The sequence below is a fragment of the Bradyrhizobium yuanmingense genome (assembly GCF_029167105.1).
Lineage (GTDB): Bacteria > Pseudomonadota > Alphaproteobacteria > Rhizobiales > Xanthobacteraceae > Bradyrhizobium > Bradyrhizobium yuanmingense_A.
In genome coordinates, this window is sequence record NZ_JARFML010000038.1 from 12,487 (window position 1) to 32,059 (window position 19,573).

The window sequence follows — 19,573 nt, forward strand, 5'->3', positions numbered from 1 at the left end:
GGACACGGGAGGGGCGCGGAAAGCAGCCGGGCCCCTCCCTCGCGCACCTTTAATATTCCTGCGGCAGGAGGATGACCCGGTCGGTGCACCACAAGGTGATGCCGGGCTCAGGGAAGTCGGTGAAAGCAATGTCCTTGCTGTGAACCACGGTGCCGTTGCCGTCTTCACAGGTCAACACGGCCGTACTGCCGGACACTGCAAGCTTCCAGCACTGGAATGGCTCACCACTCACCTTCGGCTCGAAACGCTGGGCCAGCGCGATTTCGTCCAATAGCCAATAAGCGCCTGCCGTGTCGGCCACGTATTTGGCGCCATCGGTGTAGGTCACCTGGCTGTTGAGCGGATGCCGGTACCAGTGCTCCGTCCCGGTGTAGTGTCCAATCTCCTTGAATATCTCTGCATTCATATCTGCTCTCTTTCTTCAGCTCTGGTTGGATTGCGCTGATGCAACCCTGGCCCTCGCCGAGAGCGGGGTGTGCAAGTGGCCAGCAGAATCTGCGGAAGGCTTGGTGCGGGCTGGAGCGCAGTGACGACACGGCCCGCTGATTGTGCTGGCCGCGCGCCGATGGGGCGGCGCCCCTAAGCCTTAGGCAAGCGGAGCGGGAGACATGCAGCCGCAAGACCGCCACTTAAGGGCGCGGGACCGACTGTGGCCGCGAGACCGGTTAAAAAGGCACCCGTGCCGAAGGGCAGTGATAGCGACGCCGGGACGGCGGGACCGAGGCCGAGTGCGTCCGGCGAGAGGTTCAATATGCCTTTTCGCGAGGGATCGTCACCGAATGGCCAAGACAAACGTTCCGCCTTCCGCGCGGCAACGGCTTGGCTTGGTGAGCCGTCAGGCGAATAGAGCCCGGCCCAACCGCAGCGCGGGCGCGCCAAAGCGATGAAATTCATCTAGTCTGCGCGACATCCAGCCATGGCTTTGTCCAAACGGAGCTGCCGTGATGTCGTTTACGGGACCGCGCTTGCAGGACCTGCACGGGGCCACGCTGTTGATTGGCAGTGGACTGTCGGGAGAAGCGTCCAACGGTCTTCCGGCCGGGGGCATCGTCGCCGCCGCAATCTTCGAGCGCCTGTTTGCCTATTCAGGGCGCCAGGACGGCCAGACGATTTGGAGACGATGGGCGTGGTCCACGCCATTCGAGCAGCTTCTCAACGGCCACCCCGATCCGGACATGCTCGATGAGGTCTTCAGGCTTTCCTATGGGGGCACCACCCTCAACGAATGGCAGATTAAGCTCGCGCATCTGGTCCGGGAAGGGCATGTCGGCGCGATCATTACCACCAACTACGACTGCTGTCTTGAAGCGGCACTGGCACAGGCCGATGTCGATTACCTTGCCGTCGTTTTGGAGCAGGACAAGCCGCGCCCCGAACAGCTGCCTTTCTTTAAGATTCATGGATCCGTCGATCGCAGGGAAGAACCGCTTGTTTTAAGTCTTCGCCAGGAGGGCATGCTCGCTCCGTGGAAGGAAGAATTGTTTCGCGCCCTATGCAGGGACAAACCCGTCTATGTGATCGGCTATTCGGGTCGGGATTTTGATATCTGTCCGGTTCTGCTCGATACGGCTTATCGGGACCTTTATTGGCTTGATCTCCCGGACCGGACGCCCACCCCTGATGTGCACGAACTGAGCGCCAATCTTCGCTTTGCGGTCGAGCACCCCGAGAAGGTCAAACGCTTCAGTCGCGTGCGCGGCACCTTCAGCGACCTTCTCGACATCAAGAACGAATTCATCCCGGCGCGGGACGGACAATCGGTTGTCGATCGCGTCTTTGCGCAGTCCAGCCGCGACGCGTTTGCGTATGGCCTGTGGGCCGCCGAACTCTTTCAGGCGATTTCCTGCCGCTCGGTCGCGCAGGATGTCTTCGACCGCCTGGAGCCGCCCGATGCGGCGGGCCGGGCACGCGTCTTACAACTTCGCTCTGATCTCGAAGAGCGCCGGGGCGCCTATCGGACATCCGCCGCCACCCTCTCGCGCGTTGCCAAAGAGTACGAGGCGCTTGAAGACTGGAATGAGGCGATACGCGCCAGCGTTCAGATTGCGTGGCGCATGTACACCGGGCTTTGGCTCGGAAAATTCCTGATGGCCTGCTGGAGAGCCAGCCGCTACGTCGCCTTCGTGCGGAAAAAGCGCTGCCCCGCGCTGGATGAAACGCTCGCGGAAAGCCGGTTGGCATACCTGATGGTTCTCCGGTACGCGGCGCTAAAACAGCTTCCGGTCATCCGCAAGCTCGTGCGGTTACCCGCTGTGCGCAGACGCATTCTCGCGCGCGCTTCGCCCGGGCTGGCGGCGTTTCGCGCGAGAGGGCTCTGGCAGGAACATTATCTGCTCGCCAAGCAGCTGGAGGGTCTTCGGCTGGCTGATGACGCCGCAACCAGGCACAGATTGCTCCCCTCTACTTTGGGATTCGGGCAGCTCGGCAATCTGGTCGGTGACGCGTCCGCCTACCGCAATGGCGTCGCGCGGACGTCGTCACGCTCCGAAGCCTTGCTGGATGGCCTGAGCGTCTACGGCCTCGATCCGGAATACTGGAAATTCCATTCGGAGGTGCGTCAAGATCTAACGCCAGAAGCCCGCCACATCCATACCGCAACAAAGGCACTTGAGGCTTATGGCCGCTGCCAGTTGGGCATTTCCGCCTATATCCTCAATGCTGGGAAACTCTGTCGCCTGTATATCGCGGAGTTACGGTCGCGCTATGCCGCCGGCAAGATGAGATAAATCTTTCCACCCATGCCTTTGGATGTATCGAGGCAATTAGTGACTATCGTGGCGCCGCGGGCTGCCGGGCGGACCCCGTCACGGTCGGAGACTGGGCTGGATGGCCTTGCCGCTTATGATCTCGAACCGGAATACTGGAAGTTCTGTGCCACCGTGCGTGGTGATCTGGCGCCCGCGTGCACGCGGCACTCAAACACCTGCCGATGCTTTGCTAGCCTACGGAGACTGTCAGCTCGGTCTTATTGCCCGCGTGTTGAATGCCCGGAAGCTCTTGGCGCTTGTTTCTCGAAACTTCTAAGCCCGACGGCCGACAGAAGCGATTTGCAGGCTCTATGGCCAGGCTTGGAAGAAAGGCGAAAGCCAATTGGGCTTAACGCTTCGCGGGTGCAACTTGTTGGATACTTACCTGGGCGTCGACGGCCTGCAGGACGAGGTCGATCCGGAGAACGCGGTGTTACCCGGCGCATCTTTGGGTGGATCATTCGCAAGAACGACAATTCCAATCGTGGCAGCGTAGAATGCGAGCGCGAAAGCGCTTATCCGGTAGAATCCCGGCGTCAGGCCGAGATGAAAATTCATGGTCGGTGTCATCGTTCGTGCGGCTTCAGTATAAGTTTTCAGGTAACAGGCTTCGCATTTTGCCAAACACGCTCGAAATGCTCAATATAAATCCGGTAAAGCTCTGTTTTCGCAGACAATTCGTAACATGGCGCATTGACGGCATCCGTTTTTGCCAGAAACATTCCGACAAGAGCAACATCCTCCGTGGCGTAAAGGCAGATGCCGGGTGCAGCGTTGTAAAGCTTGATTTTTAGGGTTCCCGGGCCGGTGTTTTCCCTGAGGATATTTTTTAGCCGTTCAATGTTCGATTCGATTCCTGCGACATAGCTGTCTTTAGTCTCGTGCAACTCCGGAAACCGGACATCCACAAACGGCGATGCTGGATCGACCAGTGCGATACGGACTGAAGCGCCATGCTTATCGCCGATACGATCGGTTGCCGGCGATGCTTTCGCGCGAGGGATAGTCACCGAATGGCCGGGACAGACGTTCCGCTCTCTCGCGGCAATCGGCGTGACGCCCGCGCTACATCTTGGGTTGACGGGGGACTACCGGCTTAGATTTGGCGGCGCGTTCCCTGGCGAGTTTGCGACCCAGCTTGATGATTGTCTCAAATCTTCCGGCCAGTCCTTGCCGCACGACCGATGATAGTTGCGGATGGCACCCGGCAGGCGCGGGTCCACTTCGCGCAGGTATCGTTCTGTCAAAAGATGCAGATAAGGCTTCCAGATTCGCCGAAAGAAATCGGCCAAATCCTCCTCCGTATGACATACGCCGGGCCAGAGCTCGGGAGCTTCCTTGGGAAGCGTAATGGCTTTTTTCCGCTTGGATCTAGTACCGGTCATCCGGCCCAATCTAAACAATGCGGTAAATTGATACCATAAGTTTTTTGAAGTGTAAGTATCGAGCAGGCCAAGTGCGCGTTTTTCGCCGGAGAAAAAGGGCTAATCGGCTGGGCGCGGCCATTAGTTCTTGATACGTTCCAGCCATGGTTGCAGACTCAGTTCTTGGGAGACTCACCATGAAATTCCGAAATCTAGAGCAGCTAAGCACCGGAAAGAGCGGAAACACCATGAACCTAGCGGTGCCGCTGCCGCGCACGCCGGATGGCCGGGTGTATCGCTACTCACCGAACGAGCAGGCGCATCCGAGGCATTTTGTCCTTGGCGATTACAACGCGGACCACGTCGCGTCTGAAGAGTCGCGCAAGAGGATGAAGCTCTCGCCGCGATCGAAGCAGACCGTATGCCCATATAGCGGCGTCGTCGGCGACGATCGGGAATTTCTGCATCCGGATGACGCAAAGGCGGCTCTGGCAACGGTCAAACACGCCGCCTTCTCCGATGTGGAAGCGGAATTCTCCCGTATCATTGAAGGCTTCAACCGCAAGATGGGATCCAACAGCTTTCTGAAGATCACAGCGAAGGTCGAAAAGAAATACCGGCCAAAGCCGCGATTTTCACGCCGAGACCTGATGCGTGAATTGGTGTGCGAGCATTGCAGCCGGGATTACGGTGTCTATGCCATCGCGCTGTTCTGCCCCGATTGCGGCGCGCCCAATCTGCGGCTGCACTTCGCGCGCGAAGGCGTGCTGGTCGGCTCGCAGGTCGATCTCGCGGACTCACTCGCGGCCGAACAGGAAGAACTTGCCTACCGGCTGCTCGGTAACGCGCATGAAGATGTGCTGACCGCCTTCGAGGCCACGCTCAAGGCTGTCTACCTCCACGGGATGACGCAAAGCGGACAGACTCCCAAGCCCGTGAAAAACGACTTCCAGAACATGGAGTACGCGCAGCGCCGGTTTCAGGAAATCCAACTCGATCCCTTCGCCGATTTGAGCGATGCCGAACTCGAAGCCTTGCGCCTCAACATTCAAAAGCGCCACATCATCGGGCACAATCTCGGCGTGGTGGACGATAAATTTGCTGTCCATGCGCAGGACGCGCAGGTCGGCCAGACCGTTCACCTGGTCGGCGCCGATATCCGGGAATTCGCGGCGATCTGCCGGAAGGTCATCGACCGGCTGGACGATTGGCTGGCCGGTCAGGCCAGCCAGGGGGTGCATCAAGGACGCGCCCTGCCCCCTCCGCAGAAAACGCAATCCGAGCCAACCGATCCGCTCGACAAGCTCGATACCTCGTTATCGAAGCTGGCGCGACGGGCGGGCTTGTGGATGGCGCAGAACTGCGGCGATGAGTGGGATTCCTTCATCGACAGCGAAGTATTTGCGCAAGCTTTCTCAGAAAGCCAGCTGCGCGACATTCAGGATGCGCTTGCGGAGCTGGAAGCGGAGGGGATGATCGCCTGTTCGCATACCTTATCCGATTTGCCGCGCGTCCGGCCACAGGTCGAACTGTTCGCCATGTTCGACCCGCTGGCGCACGGTCACGATCCGGTGGCCGATGCCGCCGAGCTCGCCCACAAGGCACTCGAAGAAAACGAAGCCGTCGATGTCGGTGAACTGCACGCCGCCACGGGCTGGCCCCTGCGCCGGTTCAATCCGGCGATAGCCATCGTCATCAGCCATGTCGGAGAAGGACGCGTGAGCGGGGAAACGTACAGCGAATATCCATCGCGTCATTTCCATCTGATTGCGCAGGACCGCGTGGCACTCAAGCAGTTCATCGCCCGCTTGAAACAGTAACGCCGCACGCAATCTCGTGGGGCGGAAACTAAGCGTTACTGCTGCAAAAATATGCGGTGCTCATACCGCTTAACATCGGCGAGATCCTTCAGGCCGAATTTGTTCCCTAAGTAACCTTGCGTCTCAAAATCCCTAACACGTCGAATGTCATTTGACGCGCTGGCGCAAATAGGCGGCATGAAGCCGGTCAGCATCATCGGCGATCACATGGCCTACGCGCTCAAGGGCAAGCAATAACGTTTCGGTCTCGTCCAGCGTGATGTGATTATCAGAGGCGCGCAAAAGCATTCGCAAGCCGATCAGACTCGGTCTCCCGGTAAGTAACGCCATGCTGCTGTGCGAGCGCGACAATAATGGCGTTGGCGCTTTCAGTGGCTTGGTCGGACTTGGATTCACTCATAAGGGCATCCTAGCAGAAATGGCCTGGACATGCACGAACTCATCGCTCGGTTCATGCTGTCCAAGGCCATTGTCTTGATCTGAAAGTAGAGCCCGGCGGCGTTTGCCGACGCGCCCGAAAATTCTCAGAAGTCAGCCAATCGGCAAAAGGACCTGATTTGGAGATGGACAGACTGCACGACTGATCAATTGTCACTGCGCGCCTGCGAGCGCGTAGCTCGTGCTTCTCCCTCCGCCCTCTTCTTTGACGAGGATACCCATATCGATAAGTTCGTTGATATCGCGTAGCGCTGTGTCTGGAGAGCACTTCTCGATGATTGCATATTTGGTTGATGTCAGCTTGCCAAAAAATCCATCGAGAAGCCGATTGAGCATGTCGCGCTGGCGCGCGTTGATCTTGGCCTGCGCATGCTTTTTCCAAAATTCTGCGCGAACAAATATGTCCTGTAGGATTTTGTCCGCGCCATCAAGAGCGCGATCGAGGCACCCCAAGAACCAGGACAACCATGCAGTCACGTCGAGATGTGCGGCTTTTTGCGTGCGCTCTAGCACATTATAATAGTCGTTACGTTCGGCACGGATCTGCGCCGACATACTATAAAAGCGCTGCTTGCTGTTTTCTGCCCGCGCGAGCGCCATGTCCGCGATGGCGCGCGCAATCCGGCCGTTCCCGTCGTCGAACGGATGGATCGTAACGAACCAAAGATGAGCCAGCGCCGCGCGGATGATCTTGTCTGTTTTGTCCTCAGTCTCGAACCATTTCAGGAACGCGGCCATCTCGTTTGCCAATTTGTTCGCAGCCGGAGCTTCATAGTGAACGCGCGGCCTGCCCTCCGGGCCTGAGACAACTTGCATGGGCCCAGTCGCATCATCGCGCCAAGAGCCAACGACGATTTTGCGCATATGGCTGCGTCCCGTAGGAAACAGCGAAGCATGCCATCCAAACAGCCGTTCGTCGGTCAGGGGCTTGCTGTAGTTCTGGGTGGCGTCCAGCATCATCTCCACGACGCCTTCGACATTGCGGTCGGCGGGTGCGAGTGCGCCTGCATCGATTCCAAGACGCCTTGCGATGGATGAGCGGACTTGTTCGTGATCGAGGTTCTCCCCTTCGATCTCGCTGGATTTAATGACGTCTTCCGTCAGTGTCTTGAGGACAGCGGCTTCCTGAAGCGGAAAGCCAAGGGACAGCATACGTCCGACAAGCCGACCCTGCTTTTGCCAGACCGTTGCAAGCGGCTGCGCCAGTTCGTCGGCGTCCCATGTGAAATTGGGCCACTCCGGCCTGTGATGGATATAGGTCGTCATTCTCCGCACTCCTTGCGGAAATTATGCGGGCTAATCTCCGCACATGCAAGGCTGTTCTCCGTATTCTGTGCGGGGATTACCGGGCCTATTCTCCGCATTTTGCCAGACCTGACATTGTAAAGCGAGAGATAGATAGTATATTTGACAAAGTTCGTTTCGCCCGTTAGGGTAGAATCATGCGCGACGACATCCACAAGAAGGTACCAAGGCCGCCGAAAGTGCAGCGTTGGGTTCGCCTGTCCGTCAACGACGCTGATCGGCTCGCCGGTCGCGGATTCGACGGATTTCAGGATGCGATGCACGACGCCTGCCGCCGTGACCTCGGCGCCGGCTTCATTGCTGAGCTCAAAAAGGCGCTAAACGGTCCAGGTGGACTCTTCGGCCACCTGTCTGATGCCGCCTCTCCGCGCGATCTGCGCGGACGCGGAGGCCCGGCGGAATGGGAAGTCCTGACGGAGGCCAAGCGGCTGGTTGCCACGGGCGTATCACCACAAACCATCGCGCAGCGCGCGGTCGAAACGGTCATGAAAAACCGGGCGGATGCGGATATCCGCGTTACGGCCGCCGTGCTTCCTCGCTACGACAAGAAGACCGCCGTGTTGCTTGAGAGCATGAAATCGGATGCCCGGCGCATGGATTATAAGGCGCTCGCCGCATCCGTGTGCAGCGGGCAAATTTACGAACGGTCCAATCGCAGCGCCGGGGCTCTGGATCTTGACGGAGATCTGCGTGGAGGAGGTAATCGATGAACGACGATATCGCCCATGTAAACATCCGCTGGCCGGGCATGAAAAAGGCGCGCGGCACACAGATGGATTGCGTCATCACCAAAGACATCCGGCTCTCGCCCAGCGCCCTTCAGGACTACAGCGCGAAGTTACTCTCGGGCAAAGAACAGGATCTTGTCATTGTGGCAGGAGCCGTCGCGTACGCCGATCGCATGGTTCGACGCAAGCGCGCCAGAGGCTGGGCGCGGCACATTGAGCTTACGATTCCTGTGAGCATGCCTGCGTTCTGGAACAAACCGGAAACCATGACGCCCCTGCTCGATGCACTTGAGTATGTGAGCGGTGACCAGTGGACGATTCATTTCGTTCAAGGCCCGGGGGATACGCTCGCAAAAACGCAAACGAGTCTCGACTTCACGCTGGATAACTATGTAGTTCTGCCCTTCAGCGATGGTCTCGACAGCTTCCTGCAATGGCAGCTCCTCAAAAAGGAGACGCCCGAATTCAACATTCTGCGTGTCCATACGTCTTCCCGCGCAAGCAATAACGCGCGTAATGCGCTTATCGATGGCCACGGCGACAAGTCCGACCAGCGCCTTGCCATGCCGATTTCGCTTGCCGTCGGCGCGCATCCGGAACCGACCTATCGCACCCGCACGTTTTTATTCTTCGTGATGGCCGCGCTTGCCGCGCACAAGTTCAAGGCCAAGAAGGTGGTTATTGGCGAGAACGGCGTCGGCATGCTCGGGCCCGCCATGATTCCATTTGGTGACGAGTGTCCGCACCGTACGACCCACCCCGCCTTCACGCGGCGGCTGGCTGCTTTCATCAGCCGCGTTCTCGGCAGCCGCATCGAGTTTGATCACCCGCAGTTGTTCAGGACCAAGGGGCAGGTCCTCGCCCATGCAGTCCGCTACGGTGTCTCCGGCTGGCAAAAGACTCATTCATGCACGCGAGGCCCCCGTACTGAACTGGACGGCATGCCATGCGGGGTTTGCGGCGGTTGCCTTCTGCGGCGTACGGCGGTTCATGCTGCCGGTCAGCCCGATGGCCAGTATTTCTGGAACGACTTATCGGGCGAGACCCTCGATGACTGCCGCGCAAACGCGTCATCACGTGAGATGCGTCCTTCGGATATCGACATCGGCGTGCATGGGATCGCCGATATGTCGTGCTTTGCCGAACTGGCATTGCCAGAAACGCCTTCCGATATATTTGAGCGTGCTGCTTGGGAGCTCATCGGCAAAGCCGACGCCTCCCTTGCCGACGCCGCCAAACAGATTAAAACGCTTGCGACCACGCATGCGAACGAATGGAGCGCATTTCGTGCGAAATTCAGTAAGAACGGCTTTGTGAATGCCTGCTAGGAAGTGTGACTGATGGCGCGTCTTGAAGACATGGATGCAACGGAAATAGGAGATCGCCTGCGTATCGCTCGCAGTGAGGCGAAGCTCAACCAGGAGGATGCTGCCAAGGCCCTTTCCGTCTCAAGACCAACGATTATCGCCATCGAGAAAGGCCAGCGGAAGGTCAAGCTGGACGAACTTGATCAGCTGGCCGACCTTTACAGGGTTCCACTGAATCGCCTTCTGGCTCGCGATGCCGTGCAACTGGACTTGCAAGGCCGCTTCCGCCGTGTGGACGTAAACGAGAAGGACGCTGCGCAAGTTATCGGCCAGCTCAACAAACTTGCCAGCGCGTCGGTCGAGCTGGAGCGGCTGCTTGGTTTGAAGCCTTCGCAGCTTTACCTGCCTGAACAACCCATTGGACCGGGATCGGTTGAGCGGCAGGCCGAAGAGGCGGCAGCTGAGTTGCGCCATCGCCTCGGCCTTGGCCTTGCACCCATTCCGGACATCGTCTCTTTGCTGGAGAATGAACTCAGCATCCGGGTCTTCGTGCGCGGATTACCCTCAGAAACGGCGGGTGTGTTCGCATTCGATCCCGCCGTCGGCGCATGCATCCTGCTCAATGCCAAGCACCCGTGGGAGCGCCGCGCTATGACGGCAGCGCATGAGCTTGGGCATTTTCTGACCAATCGTTCCGCGGTCGATATGGTCGAGGTTGATGAGGCTCTCAGCGGCCCTGACGAGCGCTTTGCGAATGCGTTTGCCTACGCATTCCTGCTGCCTCCCTCCGGCCTTCGCCGCAAATTTCAGGAAATCGTTGAGGCCGATAACAAATTCACTGCCCGCCATCTTATCCTGCTCGCCCACACGTTCCACGTTTCGGTTGAAGCGGTCTGCCGTCAACTGGAGCGCCTTGAACTCCTGCCGCAGGGCTCATTCGAAAGCCTCAAACGTCGCGGCCTGAACAAGGAGTCGGTACGCGGCGTGCTTGGCGATCTTGCTCCTACGGATGACCGGACGCCAAAGAACCCGCGTCTGGCCCATCTCGTTGCGTCGGCCTACAATCGTGGCGTCGTCTCGGAGGGACAACTGGCCCAAATGTTGGGCATGGATAGAGTCGAGGTTCGCGAACTCATTGATGTGTTCGGCGATGCCGAGGGAGACGAGCTGGTTATCGATGTCTCCTGAACAAGCGGACTCGCTGATATTCGACGCGAGCGTCACCATCAATTTTCTGGGAACGGGCATTGCCGGGCGACTCGTAGAGTTGCTTGGGCAGCCCATCGTCATGGCGGACCGTACGTTCCGGGAGATCCAGCGACACCCCATCAGGGGCCGCGATCATGCTGCAGAGCTCGATGAGCTCGTTCGCACCGGCTTTCTCCGCATCGAAACGTTAAACAGCGATGCGAAGGAATTGTTTTTCGAGCTGACTGGCGACAACCTGGTCGGCGGCCTCGACGACGGTGAGGCTGCCGCTATTGCGCTTGCCACCTTTAAACCCCAGTCAGCCCTTGTGATCACCGATGACCGCAAGGCGAGAAATGTGGTGAGCCAGCGTTGGCCGCAGCAAGGCCTTGCATACAGCATTGATCTTCTCGTTCGACCAAATATCGAGAGCACCTTGAGCCGTCCCGTGCTGGCTGACGCCGTCTATTCAGCTTTAAAGCATGCGCGGATGCGTGTTCCCGCGATCAATCGCGATTGGGCCGTTAAGCTGATTGGGGAAAACCGCGCGACCGAATGTCCATCACTTGGGTCTGGCCGATAGCAACATTTACCTTCCAGCCCCTCTCAAACGTTCCGCTTCGCTGTAACGGCTTGGCGCGATACCTCCGAAGGTTTGATGGTCTGAAAAACGGACCTGAGACGATGGAGAGCGACGGACGGCCGGCGGAGCCAAAAGGCGAAAGCTAAAAAGAAAAACATTCAAGAATTACGGCATGGTTTCGGGGCGGTACGGGATATTCATGTAGAATTGTCCGTCTTCCATCGGAGAAACGAATACGCCGCCATCTGCCAACACGTCTTCGACCAAATCTCCGATGGCTTCAAACAACGTCGCGTCGTTCCACTTGCCGTACTTTTCGAATAGAGCCTGACAGGCCTCGTTGAGCCTCTCAAAATGAGGCTCAAACCAATGGCCAGCAATCGCTTCCTTAGTCCTTGGCAAGTCGTCGAGCGTGAGTCCAAGTCCAGCCATGTTGCCGAGATGACAAGAGGCGAACTTCATTAACTCGCCGTAGGTGCCGTAGACCTCTGCCGCGATCTGACCAACATTCCCATGAAGCCGGAACGCTTTTATCAACTCATTTGCCCGATCACGGGTCTGCTGAAGGGAGGCGATAAATGTTTCTTCGTATCCCTCGGTAGCTTGCTTTCCAAACTGTGCGCAGATCCGCGTTACCGCATATTCGTCCCAACATGCGCGTATAACATCCCAGCGGAGGGCGGTCCGGTGATCTGAATATTTCTTCTGAAGTATCGTACCAGGAAACGCCCGATCTATCCGCTCGGTGACTTCAACATGGGCGCATTCATGAGCAAGGGTATGGATCGCCTGTTGATAGTCTTCGCTATTCTCGTCTTCGAGGGGCAGTAAAACGCCTGCGTGGAAAAGCATATGGCTTTTGACCACCCCAGCTCGCATCACAGCGGGGGTCATCGCGACACCTAACGCTATCCCTTCTGACGGCGTGAGCTTGCGGCTGGTCTCATAGCCATGATCGATGTCGAGCAGCGCCTGATTGTAATCGAATGCAATGGTTATTCCATCTAATGCGGCCAGATCGATATAGCGGCTCAAGGCCCTCGTATAATCTGCTACAAGGTTTCCAAACGCGCGTGCGTGCTCCTCAGTGTCAAAGCCTTTGAGGCTGACGGGTATGCACTCGGGCGCAGTCGCTTGTGGCGTTTCCGCCGCGAGGATAGTCTCATCGTCTCTTGACGGTTCGGCTTCATCCATACGGTGACTCTAAGGGGATTCGTTAGGTATTTCAGGAAATTTCGTGCCTTACATTGCGCGTGTCGATGCAGGCTAGGGATATAAATATCCCGCATCCTTTTTAGCACGGTTGTCTCGCGAGCGCCGGCGCCGTTTTCGCTGAACTCGTGCGGTAGGCCAAGAGCAGACCAACTGAAACCTTAAGGCTCTGAACCGACGGGCCTTTATTCGTCGTCGTCCTTTTCTCCAGGCTTACGGCGCTTCGCCAAAAACTCCGCCTTTTTGGGCGAGCGCCTTCAGGACAGGGGCGTTTGCCTGATCCATGGGAATGATCGGCGGGTCATCCAGATCTAGAGCGCAGCTGTCGGGATCGTTTTCCCCGACGGTCCATGCGGGACGAACAACCAGATGGGATTTCTCCAGCCGAAATCCCCGATGGGATCTGGCGGCTCGGTTTCGCTTCTCATGTGCGCTGGCGCGAGCATGAACCGGCCGATACGGCGGTTCTCACTCAGGAACATATCGAGATTTCTCGACGAAGCTGGCGTCATGATATTCCGCCGTGCCACGAAACCAACAATGTCTGTTGAGACCGACCTGATTTTGTCCATGTTGGGGCCAACGACGACCGCATAGGCATGCGGGTTAGAAATATTGACTCCAGTGACAATTGCGAGCCGCAAACGATCTTCCGGGTCGCTATCGCCGAACCGCTCGCGCCACGCCTCGAAAATGCCTGCCGCAGGCTCAGCATTTTCAAACGTGAGCCCGAGTATCGGAATCATGCGTGACCCAGGCGAACACATATAGAATGTCCCGCGCCAAACGGCGGCATCCCATTTCTTTGCATCAATCGGACTGACGACTCGATAATCAGTGTGCCGCATTCTCTCGAGATCGAACATGCCTTCTGGCGCTTGCCCCTCGCCATATTTTACAGGCCCCGGGCGCTCCTTCTCGTCGGGAAGCTTCGGCGACCACGCAGCCGTTCGGGTGAGTGCGACCGGCTCGTCGCCGTCCTCACTCCAGTCATCGATCGAGATTTTCTCCTTTCCACCAAAAATGACGCCATACATTGTCGGCACATTCGAAAACGTGATCGCGCGCGAGAACCCGCTCTCGTCGTCTAGGACCGCAGCGCCCCAAGCGTCGGAATCTGCGGGCACGGCGAACGTAACAAATATCCGCATAACCGACTGTGCGAGCCAGTCATAGAACTCGGCTGCTTCTTTCCGGTTCGCATACGTCAACCGTGGACGGTGGGTCACAACCGCAATAGTCGATCCCTTTTCTTCAATGAAGCTCAGCACCGGAGTAAGCGGCGCGTCATCGCTTTGGACAAACCGGATTTCCAAATGATCCAAGTTGGGCAGCGTCGTCAGATTCAGGCTGGTTGCGAGCAAGGACTCCAACGCGCCCAACAGGCCTTCGCCGATGCCAATCGATGTAAGGGAGTTTTGGCAATTTGCGACAATGCCGCACCCAAGGACGCGTGATCGCAGGTGCACTTGGTCAGCCAGTAAATATTCTGGCCTAACAAATTCGGCATCTCTGCCTGCGACCGCCATCATGTTGAAAAATGATTCAATCATCTCCGGCGTTTCTGTCTTCGGAAGGCCGTCCTCGCCGCGCAGTGCTTCATCGCCGCCAAGCAAGAAAAGCAACACTGTGCTGACCTGCAGAAGACCGAGGCGATCGAGCGCAGCCGGAAGTTTCGTCAGCGCGGGTAGATCACCAAATTCGGTTGCTATCATGAACGCCGCAAGTCGGTGGCCTTGCTCAATACGCATTTTTTTCCGCAAATTCCTTTTGCTCGTCCGTCCGCGAGCGCCCATGTCGGATGTTCGCTCCCAGCTCATACGCTGTTAGTGCAAAGGGAACGCGACCCAATTGTAGTTCACACTCGAACCAGTGCGTGAATATCGATGGGTCGATGCCTTCGACACTCCCGGACTGCTCGAATTTGCGGCATTCGCCCGTAACGGCTGCGAGTGCGTAATTGCGTCCGGCCCAGTAAAGACCAGCCTCCATATACGCAATGCTGCAACCGCGCAGGGCTTCCACCAATTCGTCTTCGTATTCTGCTTTGACAAGAAGACCAACGGCACGCCCGAACCAGCGGATCGCGTCATAGTGCAGACCTTTTTCCAGCTTCGGATAGCCGCGCTTGCTATTTAGAGTCGCCGCAGCGCCCTCCTTCTTCCAAACTGACGGCCGGCAGCCCCAGTTCGACTAGATTTGCGGTCAGCCATTCTGACGTCGGTCCTGCCTCAAGGCCCACCCGTTCAACTTGACCAGCCCATGGTTCGAGGTACTGCACAATCGATGGCGCGTCTGCCAAGGTGGTTCCCTCCCGGATAAGCTTTCCGGTCTCGTCCACCGCACATACCGCAACGGAATTCAGCGGAACATCGAGGCCGACGTAGATCATGACTTTTCTCCTTCGGATGGAGTTGGTCCATGATCGTCAGCCCAAACGTGCCGCGCAGCAAATCGGTCAGGCGATCGGGACCGAATACCCCATCTCTTCCGAAAAGCGGCTGCGCTTCATGCTCTGGTCCTTGTCTTTGAACCCGGAAAATTCCAGCTCTGGCTGGCCTAGTTTTGGGGAGCGTTTCACAAAACCCCGAGACTCTAACTGCCGCTGGATGAAAATCCAGTGGCAGGTCACCGCGTCCACAGCCATTACGTGCGACGCTTATCCGATCTGCCGTGGCAGGGTCGGGTTGTCGAGATCCGGCTTCACGCGCGACGGTTTCGATGCGCGAATTCGCAATGCTCGCGTCGCATATTTACTGAGCGGTTGCCAGAAACGGTGCGGCCGAAAGCGAGACGCACGTCCCGGCTCAGCGAAAGCCAACTGGCGATCGGCTTCGCGGTCGGCGGGGAGCCGGATGCGCGTCTGTCGCGCAGGCTGGCCATGCCGGCCAGCGGCGACACGCTGCTGCGGATGATCCGCGCAGCCGAGTTCAGTTCGCCAGGAGCGCCGCGTGTAATCGGCATCGACGACTGGGCCTGGCGCAAGGGGCTGCGCTACGGGACCATCATCTGCGATCTGGAACGCAATCGCGTCATTGATGTTTTGCCGGACCGAAATGCCGATACGGTCGCGTCTTGGCTGGGACGCCATCCAGGCATTGAGGTGATCGCGCGCGATCGTGCCGGCATTCATTCTGAAGGTGCCCGTCGCGGTGCTCCCGATGCAATCCAGGTCGCCGACCGTTTTCACCTTCTCCAAAATTTGGGTGAAGCGCTGCGTCTGGTGTTGGCCGTCATCGCAAGGCGGTCGGTGCTGCAGGAAAAGCCATGATTGCCGAGATGGTCGAAAACGACAAAGCCAAGCCGGAACCAGAGCCTGCAACGAAACTTGAGGCCCTGCGCCGCTCGCGGCGCAGCCACCGCAGTTCACTCTATGTCGAAATCCTCGATTTGCGCGCCGCCGGCCTGTCGGATCGCGCCGCGGATCGGCATGAGCGTGAGAACGGTCGAACGGTGGCTTGCTGCGGGCGGTGAGCCTGAGCACCGGCGGCCACCCGCGGACTCTGTCCTCATTGATCCTTTTCGAGATTATCTGGAAAAGCGCTGGGAGGAAGGTGAACGGCGCGGTTTGCAATTGTGGACCAAAATCAAGCTCCGCAGCTTTGAAGGCAGCAAGGCGACCGTCTACCGGTGGACTGCTGCCCGTCAGCAGGGTTCATCGACGGCTGCGCCAAATGTGCGGTGGCGACTGCCCTCGCGCCGCAACTGTGCATGGCTCCTGAGCAAAGAGCCTACATCGCTCGATGAGCAGACCGAGCGGTTCCTTCATCATCTCTATGAGAATGCGCCGGAGCTTTCGAATGCCGGTGAGCTCGCTCGACGGCTCGCGGCATTGATACGGGGCGACGATGACGCGGGTCTCGATCAATGGATCGAGGATGCTTCGACCAGCGAACTGGCCTCGCTTGCACAAGGCATCGGCCGCGACATTGCAGCTGTCCGCGCAGCCATCACCCAGCCCTGGAGCACCAGCCCCGTCGAGGGACAAATCAATCGTCTCAAGACGATCAAGCGCCAAATGTATGGGCGTTCAGGATATGCACTGCTCAGAAACAGGCTGCTTGCAGCCGTCTGACGATGCATAATGTGCACGATGAAAGGCAAAGGGACCTGCACCAAATATGCGGAAGAACCCCTGATCGACGCTCCACTTCCATCCTGTTCGCCGCGCGACATCGAAGAGAAACTTGGCAACAAACCGCAGTTCAACGGCCGATTAAGATCCCGCTGCGCGGGAACGCTCGAGCGGTCGGCCGGAATTCTGAGCAACAGCCTTTGCGCCACCGGCTGAAGCAGAAAGCCGCGGAATGCCGATCGGTGCAGGCCGCGTCGACGCTGAAGCGCCCGCATGAGGCGCCCGAGGTGAGGCGTTCGTCAAACACCCGCGCGATGATCATTCATCCTGGTCTCATCGCGCTTTGAGTAGCTTCACAGCTCGACCGCGTGGTCCCGGAGCACTCGTTGCAACAGCGCGCCCTTGATTTCGCAGGCGATCTCGTCACGGATTATCGGTCCGAACTGCAACTCGGCATCGGTATTTCCGATCAGGTCGTGAGCGGCGAGCTGTTGTTCGAGGCGGCTCTGGAACTCCTCGCCCATCGCCGCGATCAGCCGGTCCCGCGTCTGTGCATGGGCTGCGGGGGCAATCCGGCCCACCACCGTCTCCCAGGGTTGCCAGCGAGTCGCCAGATAATCGGCGAACCCCGCCGCCTCCTCATTCCGCACCTGCGTCTCGGCCGCGATGAGGTCGTACTCAGTGACGTAGGAGACATCAAAGAATCGCATATCCGGAGCGATGAGCTGTAGGTCCAGCCGCTCGCGCAGCTTGACCTGATAGGCGAGATAGACCTCGATCTCGTCGACGAATTGAAGGGAGCCGACCTTCTGACGAGCGATACGCTCGAGTGCGCTCAGGCGGAACATGATCCGCGCCTGGTGGACGAGCTCGCCGAGACGATTGTCATAGGCTCCCTCCTCGACATCAGCGTTCAGGCGTGCCGTCTGCATGCCGTTCCAAGTTAGGGTGATGCGATCTTGGCAGGTCTCGCTCGCCCCAAACGCCAGCTGGAAATACTGCTGGCGTACGTGCGGCCTGATCGCTGCTTGCCGCAGATCCTCGGCTACCGCTTTTCGAAACTCGGGATTGCCATAGTTCACGGTGCTCCGCAGCCTGTCGAGGAAAATCGCATATTCCGACGCCCCCGCCTCGTCGGCGAAGTTTTGCCAGGCCGCGATCAGCTCCGGCTCGCCCTCCATCCAGTCCGCTACCATCTCGCTCACGGGTCGCGCTGAACCGACAGCCGTTCCCTCACTCATCGAGAAGAAGACGCGTGGACCGCCATAGCCCGGGGCATTCAGGGCTCCCGCCAGATTCGTCCGCACCCGCTCGGACAGCGGATTGTCCTCTACATAAACCATGCACCCAGAACCCAGCTGAGTTAACAGCGTCTCCGGCAGGCTGGTCAGCCGGTTACCTCGTGCCTCGAGCACTTGGAGCGCGGCCGGCAGGGTCTCAGGCAAGCTCGTCAGCCTGTTGCCGCCGACGTGGAGTCTCTGAAGCTCAGGCGGGAGGGTGTCAGGCAGGTTGTTCAGGTCGTTGTCGCAGGCGTAGAGCAGCCGGAGCTCGGCAGGGAGGGTGATGGGCAGGCTGGTCAGCCGGTTGCCGTCGGCTTCGAGCTCCTGGAGGTCGGGCGGCAGGGTCTCGGGTAAGCTAGTCAGCCGGTTGCCGCCAACCGCAAGTGTCCGAAGTCCGGTCGGGAGTGCGTTGGGCAGGCTGGTCAGCAGGTTACCACGGACATCGAGGTCCTGGAGCCCGGCCGGCAGTGTGTCGGGCAGGCTGGTCAGCCGGCAGCTGCCGATAGCGAGCGTAGAAAGGCTTTCTGGAAGAGCTTCGGGCAGTCCAGTCAGCTGGTTGTTGCCGATTTCGAGTGACTGCAGCCCCGCCGGGAACGTGTCGGGCAGGCTGGCCAATCGGTTGTCGCTGGCGCCGAGCCACCGCAGGCCAGTCGGGAGCGTGTCGGGCAGGTGCACCAAATCGTTGTTGCTCACGTCGAGCGACTGGAGTACGGGCGGAAAGGCCGCAGGCAATGTTGTTAAGCCTAGGTATGTCAGCTCCAGCCGTGCATAGACGTAGCCCGCTTCTGCCCAGGCTCTTATTCGTCTTATGGCCTCGCGCCGGTCCTCGTTTTCCGTCTGCGCTGCCTCGCCAGCCCATGTGTCCAGGATCTGGTCAAGCCGCGCTTCGCTGAGGACGGGGTCTTCAAGGCCCGTCAGATTGCTGGCCGAGCCAGAGGTCGAGAAGCCTGTGCCGTGCAAGGCTCCGGTCAACCGCGCCGGGGCTCGGGCGAGCCGGGGATCTCCTCTTGAAGCGTTGCCGTCGACCGGCCAGGATTGTCGGCTTGGGATCGATGCCGCGAGAATCACGCCGAACGTCGGCCACTCCGTCACCACATCATCATCGGCCTCAGCCCACGGATGCTCCTCCTGATCGACACTATGTGTGGGCCAATCGGCAGCTACATCCATCACGTGCCGGTAATCTGTCAGGCCGAAACTGTCGGCCGGCAACTGCCCACTGTGAGCCACATTCTGATCGCCCCCTTGTTCAGAGGCCGGATCCGGGGACGACCGCGAGGTGCTCCGCCCGACGCGATCCCCATGCTGCATGCTCAACTGCTCTGCATCTGTGTTCGACACAAGATAGGCCTGGCCGAGGCTGGCTGAATTGGGAGATCGGCGCTGGTGCGATTGAAACTCGTTCAGGTGCTGCTGAAAGCCCGTTTGGTCCGCCTGCTGCGTTTGCAGCGCGTCGTCATGCGTCCGCTCGACGCCCGACACCACGAAGGGGTTGAGGTTGTCAAGCGGATCCATCCCATTCTCCT

General features: G+C 58.7%; 21 protein-coding genes. 10 read left to right on the plus strand and 11 right to left on the minus strand.

Features of this window, described 5'->3' with window-relative positions; translation table 11 throughout:
- Nucleotides 1-49 precede the first annotated feature (49 nt).
- The gene (locus tag P0R31_RS33650; RefSeq protein ID WP_157287705.1) at nucleotides 50-406 is read right to left on the minus strand and encodes a DUF6876 family protein; all 357 of its coding nucleotides are present in this window, start codon (nucleotides 404-406) and stop codon (nucleotides 50-52) included.
- Between the two features lie 538 nt (nucleotides 407-944).
- On the opposite strand from P0R31_RS33650, the gene P0R31_RS33655 reads away from it, so the two are divergent.
- Complete coding sequence (locus P0R31_RS33655; protein WP_275518971.1) at nucleotides 945-2,726, plus strand: SIR2 family protein; 1,782 nt, start codon at nucleotides 945-947, stop codon at nucleotides 2,724-2,726.
- A 617-nt stretch (nucleotides 2,727-3,343) separates the two neighbouring features.
- Here the strand turns inward: P0R31_RS33655 and P0R31_RS33660 are convergent.
- Nucleotides 3,344-3,757 carry a DUF5919 domain-containing protein gene (locus P0R31_RS33660; RefSeq protein WP_157287700.1) on the minus strand — a complete coding sequence of 138 codons (414 nt, stop codon included), beginning with the start codon at nucleotides 3,755-3,757 and terminating at the stop codon, nucleotides 3,344-3,346.
- Between the two features lie 551 nt (nucleotides 3,758-4,308).
- Here P0R31_RS33660 and P0R31_RS33665 point away from each other — a divergent pair.
- Nucleotides 4,309-5,931, plus strand: a complete 1,623-nt coding sequence (locus tag P0R31_RS33665) for a hypothetical protein (RefSeq protein WP_275518973.1) — start codon at nucleotides 4,309-4,311, stop codon at nucleotides 5,929-5,931.
- Nucleotides 5,932-6,078: 147 nt separating this feature from the next.
- Here P0R31_RS33665 and P0R31_RS33670 read toward each other — a convergent pair whose 3' ends face one another.
- The 3 genes from P0R31_RS33670 to P0R31_RS33680 form a co-directional block, all read right to left on the minus strand.
- Entirely contained in the window at nucleotides 6,079-6,219 is a 141-nt protein-coding gene (locus tag P0R31_RS33670; protein ID WP_198400028.1) for a hypothetical protein, read from the minus strand.
- Nucleotides 6,200-6,331 carry a hypothetical protein gene (locus tag P0R31_RS33675; protein ID WP_275518975.1) on the minus strand — a complete coding sequence of 44 codons (132 nt, stop codon included), beginning with the start codon at nucleotides 6,329-6,331 and terminating at the stop codon, nucleotides 6,200-6,202. Before P0R31_RS33675 ends, P0R31_RS33670 begins: the two co-directional genes overlap by 20 nt.
- A gap of 191 nt (nucleotides 6,332-6,522) precedes the next feature.
- Nucleotides 6,523-7,635 (minus strand): Fic family protein, encoded by a 1,113-nt coding sequence (locus P0R31_RS33680; RefSeq protein ID WP_157287692.1) that lies wholly within the window; start codon nucleotides 7,633-7,635, stop codon nucleotides 6,523-6,525.
- 176 nt (nucleotides 7,636-7,811) lie between these two features.
- Here P0R31_RS33680 and P0R31_RS33685 point away from each other — a divergent pair, with 176 nt between their 5' ends.
- Genes P0R31_RS33685 through P0R31_RS33700 form a run of 4 tightly spaced genes read left to right on the plus strand, consistent with a single transcriptional unit; the run spans nucleotide 7,812 to nucleotide 11,480 of the window.
- Nucleotides 7,812-8,384, plus strand: coding sequence for a hypothetical protein (locus tag P0R31_RS33685; RefSeq protein ID WP_157287690.1), 573 nt, complete (start codon nucleotides 7,812-7,814; stop codon nucleotides 8,382-8,384).
- Complete coding sequence (locus P0R31_RS33690; RefSeq protein ID WP_275518977.1) at nucleotides 8,381-9,730, plus strand: 7-cyano-7-deazaguanine synthase; 1,350 nt, start codon at nucleotides 8,381-8,383, stop codon at nucleotides 9,728-9,730. Before P0R31_RS33685 ends, P0R31_RS33690 begins: the two co-directional genes overlap by 4 nt.
- A gap of 12 nt (nucleotides 9,731-9,742) precedes the next feature.
- Nucleotides 9,743-10,897 carry an XRE family transcriptional regulator gene (locus P0R31_RS33695; RefSeq protein ID WP_275518979.1) on the plus strand — a complete coding sequence of 385 codons (1,155 nt, stop codon included), beginning with the start codon at nucleotides 9,743-9,745 and terminating at the stop codon, nucleotides 10,895-10,897.
- Nucleotides 10,887-11,480 carry a hypothetical protein gene (locus P0R31_RS33700; protein ID WP_157287684.1) on the plus strand — a complete coding sequence of 198 codons (594 nt, stop codon included), beginning with the start codon at nucleotides 10,887-10,889 and terminating at the stop codon, nucleotides 11,478-11,480. Before P0R31_RS33695 ends, P0R31_RS33700 begins: the two co-directional genes overlap by 11 nt.
- Nucleotides 11,481-11,645: 165 nt before the next feature.
- Here P0R31_RS33700 and P0R31_RS33705 read toward each other — a convergent pair whose 3' ends face one another.
- The 5 genes from P0R31_RS33705 to P0R31_RS33725 form a co-directional block, all read right to left on the minus strand.
- On the minus strand, nucleotides 11,646-12,674 hold the full coding sequence (locus P0R31_RS33705; RefSeq protein WP_275518981.1) for a hypothetical protein: 1,029 nt from the start codon (nucleotides 12,672-12,674) through the stop codon (nucleotides 11,646-11,648).
- Nucleotides 12,675-13,003: 329 nt separating this feature from the next.
- Nucleotides 13,004-14,443, minus strand: a complete 1,440-nt coding sequence (locus P0R31_RS33710; protein WP_275518983.1) for a hypothetical protein — start codon at nucleotides 14,441-14,443, stop codon at nucleotides 13,004-13,006.
- Nucleotides 14,433-14,720: a hypothetical protein gene (locus P0R31_RS33715; protein WP_275518985.1), complete on the minus strand. Its 288-nt coding sequence runs from the start codon at nucleotides 14,718-14,720 to the stop codon at nucleotides 14,433-14,435. The genes P0R31_RS33710 and P0R31_RS33715 overlap by 11 nt, the downstream gene beginning before the upstream one ends.
- Nucleotides 14,721-14,823: 103 nt before the next feature.
- Nucleotides 14,824-15,084, minus strand: coding sequence for a hypothetical protein (locus P0R31_RS33720; RefSeq protein ID WP_275518987.1), 261 nt, complete (start codon nucleotides 15,082-15,084; stop codon nucleotides 14,824-14,826).
- A 66-nt stretch (nucleotides 15,085-15,150) separates the two neighbouring features.
- The gene (locus P0R31_RS33725; RefSeq protein WP_157287680.1) at nucleotides 15,151-15,339 is read right to left on the minus strand and encodes a hypothetical protein; all 189 of its coding nucleotides are present in this window, start codon (nucleotides 15,337-15,339) and stop codon (nucleotides 15,151-15,153) included.
- A 3-nt stretch (nucleotides 15,340-15,342) separates the two neighbouring features.
- On the opposite strand from P0R31_RS33725, the gene P0R31_RS33730 reads away from it, so the two are divergent.
- From P0R31_RS33730 to P0R31_RS33745, 4 genes are read left to right on the plus strand one after another with little or no spacing between them, the layout of a single operon-like run.
- A complete protein-coding gene (locus P0R31_RS33730) occupies nucleotides 15,343-15,963 on the plus strand; it encodes an ISL3 family transposase (RefSeq protein ID WP_275519016.1) in 621 nt (206 codons plus the stop codon).
- The gene (locus tag P0R31_RS33735) at nucleotides 15,960-16,166 is read left to right on the plus strand and encodes a hypothetical protein (RefSeq protein WP_210253367.1); all 207 of its coding nucleotides are present in this window, start codon (nucleotides 15,960-15,962) and stop codon (nucleotides 16,164-16,166) included. The genes P0R31_RS33730 and P0R31_RS33735 overlap by 4 nt, the downstream gene beginning before the upstream one ends.
- A complete protein-coding gene (locus tag P0R31_RS33740) occupies nucleotides 16,123-16,767 on the plus strand; it encodes a transposase (protein WP_275518988.1) in 645 nt (214 codons plus the stop codon). The genes P0R31_RS33735 and P0R31_RS33740 overlap by 44 nt, the downstream gene beginning before the upstream one ends.
- A gap of 9 nt (nucleotides 16,768-16,776) precedes the next feature.
- The gene (locus P0R31_RS33745) at nucleotides 16,777-16,983 is read left to right on the plus strand and encodes a hypothetical protein (protein ID WP_275518990.1); all 207 of its coding nucleotides are present in this window, start codon (nucleotides 16,777-16,779) and stop codon (nucleotides 16,981-16,983) included.
- Nucleotides 16,984-17,120: 137 nt separating this feature from the next.
- On the opposite strand, the gene P0R31_RS33750 is transcribed toward P0R31_RS33745, so the two are convergent.
- Nucleotides 17,121-19,562, minus strand: a complete 2,442-nt coding sequence (locus tag P0R31_RS33750) for an NEL-type E3 ubiquitin ligase domain-containing protein (protein WP_275518992.1) — start codon at nucleotides 19,560-19,562, stop codon at nucleotides 17,121-17,123.
- Nucleotides 19,563-19,573 lie beyond the last annotated feature (11 nt).